The 3,064-nt window shown below is 76.7% G+C and carries 3 protein-coding genes and 1 pseudogene; 3 read left to right on the forward strand and 1 reads right to left on the reverse strand.

Going from position 1 to position 3,064, the window contains the following annotated elements; all coding sequences use genetic code 11:
• A pseudogene (locus tag KIK08_RS38325) lies at positions 1–479 on the forward strand (LLM class flavin-dependent oxidoreductase); the annotation flags it as partial.
• 49 nt (positions 480–528) lie between these two features.
• On the opposite strand, the gene KIK08_RS38330 reads toward KIK08_RS38325, so the two are convergent.
• Positions 529–1,104: a TetR/AcrR family transcriptional regulator gene (locus KIK08_RS38330; protein WP_214408212.1), complete on the reverse strand. Its 576-nt coding sequence runs from the start codon at positions 1,102–1,104 to the stop codon at positions 529–531.
• A 61-nt stretch (positions 1,105–1,165) separates the two neighbouring features.
• Between KIK08_RS38330 and KIK08_RS38335 the strand changes: the two genes are divergently transcribed.
• Together KIK08_RS38335 and KIK08_RS38340 are read left to right on the forward strand one after the other, a co-directional pair.
• The gene (locus KIK08_RS38335; protein WP_214408213.1) at positions 1,166–2,032 is read left to right on the forward strand and encodes an alpha/beta fold hydrolase; all 867 of its coding nucleotides are present in this window, start codon (positions 1,166–1,168) and stop codon (positions 2,030–2,032) included.
• 77 nt (positions 2,033–2,109) lie between these two features.
• A partial coding sequence (locus KIK08_RS38340; RefSeq protein WP_214408214.1) for a DedA family protein occupies positions 2,110–3,064 on the forward strand: 955 nt, incomplete at its 3' end.

Raw genomic sequence — 3,064 nt, forward strand, 5'->3', positions numbered from 1 at the left:
TGCCCGTGCTGGCCCGGTGGGCCGACGTCGTCCGGATCAGCGCCGCCGGGCTGGACGCCGCGCACCAGGCCAGGACCCGGGTGCGGGCGGCCGTCGCCGCCGCGGGCCGCGACCCCGACGACGTCGCCGTGCTGCTGGACGTCGAGGTGCACCTGGCCGCCGACCGGCACCGCGCCCACACCGACGTCGCCCGGCTCGACGCCGTCCTCCCCGCGCCGGCGTCGTCCATCCGGGTGCTCGGGCCGGCCGGCGACCTCGCCGACCTGGTCGGCGCCACGCTGCGGCTCGGCGCCGCCGACGGCATCACCCTGCAGCCGCTCGTCCTGCCCGACGACCTGCGTCGGGTCGCGGACGAGGCGATCCCGCTGCTGGCCGGGCGGGGCCTGCTGCGCTCCGGCTGGGCGGGCGTGCTGCGGCGCCCCGTCGGCCGCCAGGACCTGGTCGCGACCGGGGCGCCGTGGCGGGCGGAGAGCGCCTGACACCGCGCCATCAGCACGCGGAGGGGTCCCGGGGGCGGCTCCGCGCGTTTCAGCCGACGGCCGCGCGGACCCGCTCGCGCAGCGCTCTCGCGGCCTCGGTGGCGGAGATCTCGCCGAGCGCGAGGTCGGTACCGAGTTCGCCGAGCGTGCCGAGCAGGTCGCGGGCCGTCTCGGCGCGCCGGTCGGGCGCGTGCCCGGGTGCGGCGGCGGCCAGCAGGTCGCGCACCATGCCGGTCAGGGCCCGCCGGCCGTCGCGGTAGGTGCGGTTCGTCTCCGGGTCGGTCAGGGCGAGCGCGAAGAGCGCCCGGCCCGCGGCCTCGTCGAGGCGCGAGTCGGCGGTCGCCGGCAGGAGCGCGACGAGCGCCTCGGCCAGCGCGGCGGCGGGGTCGGCGACGGCATCGGCGGTGGGATCGGACATGGCGTCGCGCAGGCGCGCTCCCAGGCGCTCGGCCACCGTGGCCGCGGCGAAGCGGACCAGCCGCGTGCGGTCGGGGAAGTAGTGCTGGACCAGGCCCTTGGACACCCCGGCCCTGGTCGCCGCGGCGCCGTAGCTGACCGCGCCGCCCTCGGCCAGCAGTTCCAGCAGGGCTCGGCCGATGGCCGCCCGCGTCCCGGGCTCGTCCATGCGCGCATCCTCTCAGCGCTCCCGACTACGATACGATCGTATCGTCGATGAGGGAGGTCCGATGTCGGTCGGGGGATTCACCAGCGATGCGGGGCGTGCGCGGTTCGTCGCCGCCTACGCCGAGGCCATGGCCGAGATGCCCGAGCCGACCGCGACGGACGACGTGCGGACGTCGTTCGGCGTCGTGCGGACCTACCGGTTCGGGCCCGACGGCGGGCCGCCGCTGGTCCTGCTGCCCGGCACCGCGTCGAGCTCGCCGGTGTGGGCCGACAACATCCCGTCGCTGCTGCGCATCGGGCGGCCCGTCGTGACGGTCGACCTGCTCGGCGAGCCCGGCCTCTCGGTGCAGACCCGCCCGATCACCGACGCCGCCGACCAGGCCGGCTGGCTCGGCGAGACCCTCGACGGACTGGGGCTGTCGAGCGCGCACCTGCTGGGCCTGTCGTTCGGCGGCTGGAGCGCGGTGAACCTCGCGGTGCACCGCCCCGACCTCGTCGCCTCGCTGGCGCTGCTCGACCCGGCCAGCACCTTCGGGCGGATCGGGGCCAAGGTCGTGCTGTTCTCGCTGGGAGCCACGCTCCCGCTGCCGCGACGGCTCAAGCGGGCGAGCCTGCGCTGGATCGCCGGCGGCGTCGACGCGGACGACTTCGCGGTCGGGCGGATGATCTCGACCGGCATGCGGGAGTACCGCCGCGCGCTGCCCTTCCCGGCCTACCCCACCGACGCCCAGCTGCGGGCCGTCAGCGCGCCGGCCCTCGTCGTGATCGCGGGGCGCAGCATCATCCACGACCCCGCGAAGGCGGCCGCCCGGGCCCGCCTGGTGCCGAACGCGACCGTCGAGCTGTGGCCCGACGCGTCGCACGCGCTCAACGGCGAGTTCCCCGACCGGGTCGCCGACCGGGTGGCCGCTCTGGTCGGTACCCCCTGACGGGTTTCGCCAGGTAGGGGCGGAACGCACCCCCCGGGTGCGATGTCCGAAAAGGGTGCTTCTCTAGCGTGTGCGCCATGAGTACCGTTCCGGTGGCTGCCGACGGCGGGATCATCGGCTGGGTCGTGGGCCTGATGGAGACGCTGGGCGCGCCGGGGGTCGGGCTGGCGATCGCGCTGGAGAGCGTCTTCCCGCCACTGCCGAGCGAGGTCTTCCTGCCGCTGGCCGGGTTCACCGCGGCACGCGGGGACATGAGCCTCGTGGCCGCGATCGTGTGGACCACGCTGGGCTCGCTCGCCGGCGCGCTCGCGCTGTACGGTGTCGGTGCCGCGCTGGGCCGCGAACGCCTGCTCGCCATCGCCGACCGGATGCCCCTGGTCGACGTCAAGGACGTCGTGAAGGCCGAGGAATGGTTCGCCCGGCACGGGTCGAAGGCGGTGTTCTTCGGGCGCATGGTCCCGCTCGTGCGCAGCCTGGTGTCGGTACCGGCCGGGCTGGAGCGCATGCCGCTGGTGCTGTTCGCCGCCCTCACCACCGCCGGCAGCCTCATCTGGAACACCGCGTTCGTGCTGGCCGGCTACGGGCTGGGGGCCAACTTCGGGCTCATCGAGCCGTACATGTCGGTGGTGTCGAAGGTCGTCGTCGGGCTGCTCGCGGTCGCGGTGGGGTGGTGGGTCGCGCGCCGCGTCCTCGCGCGCCGGCGCGCGGACTCCGACGACGAGCCGGCCGAGGCGCCCGCCGCGACCGATCGGCCCGCCCCCGTAGCAGTCACCCCGGCCGTGCGCCCCGCTCGGCCGTCGGCGCCCGAGCGCGTCCCGGACGCCACCCGCCTGGGCCTGCCGCGCGTCGGGTCGTTCGACGACGTCGAGACCGTCCGCATGCGGGTGCCGCCGCCGCGGGTGGACACCGCGACGGTCCGCCTGGACCGGCGGGGCACGCATCCGCCCGCCCCGCCGCGCCGGGTCCACCCCGCCCCGCACCCGCACCCGCACGCGCGCCCCACCCAGCACCCGCACGCGCGCCCGCACCCCC

This window comes from Pseudonocardia lacus (assembly GCF_018531445.1).
Classification (GTDB): Bacteria; Actinomycetota; Actinomycetes; order Mycobacteriales; family Pseudonocardiaceae; genus Pseudonocardia; species Pseudonocardia lacus.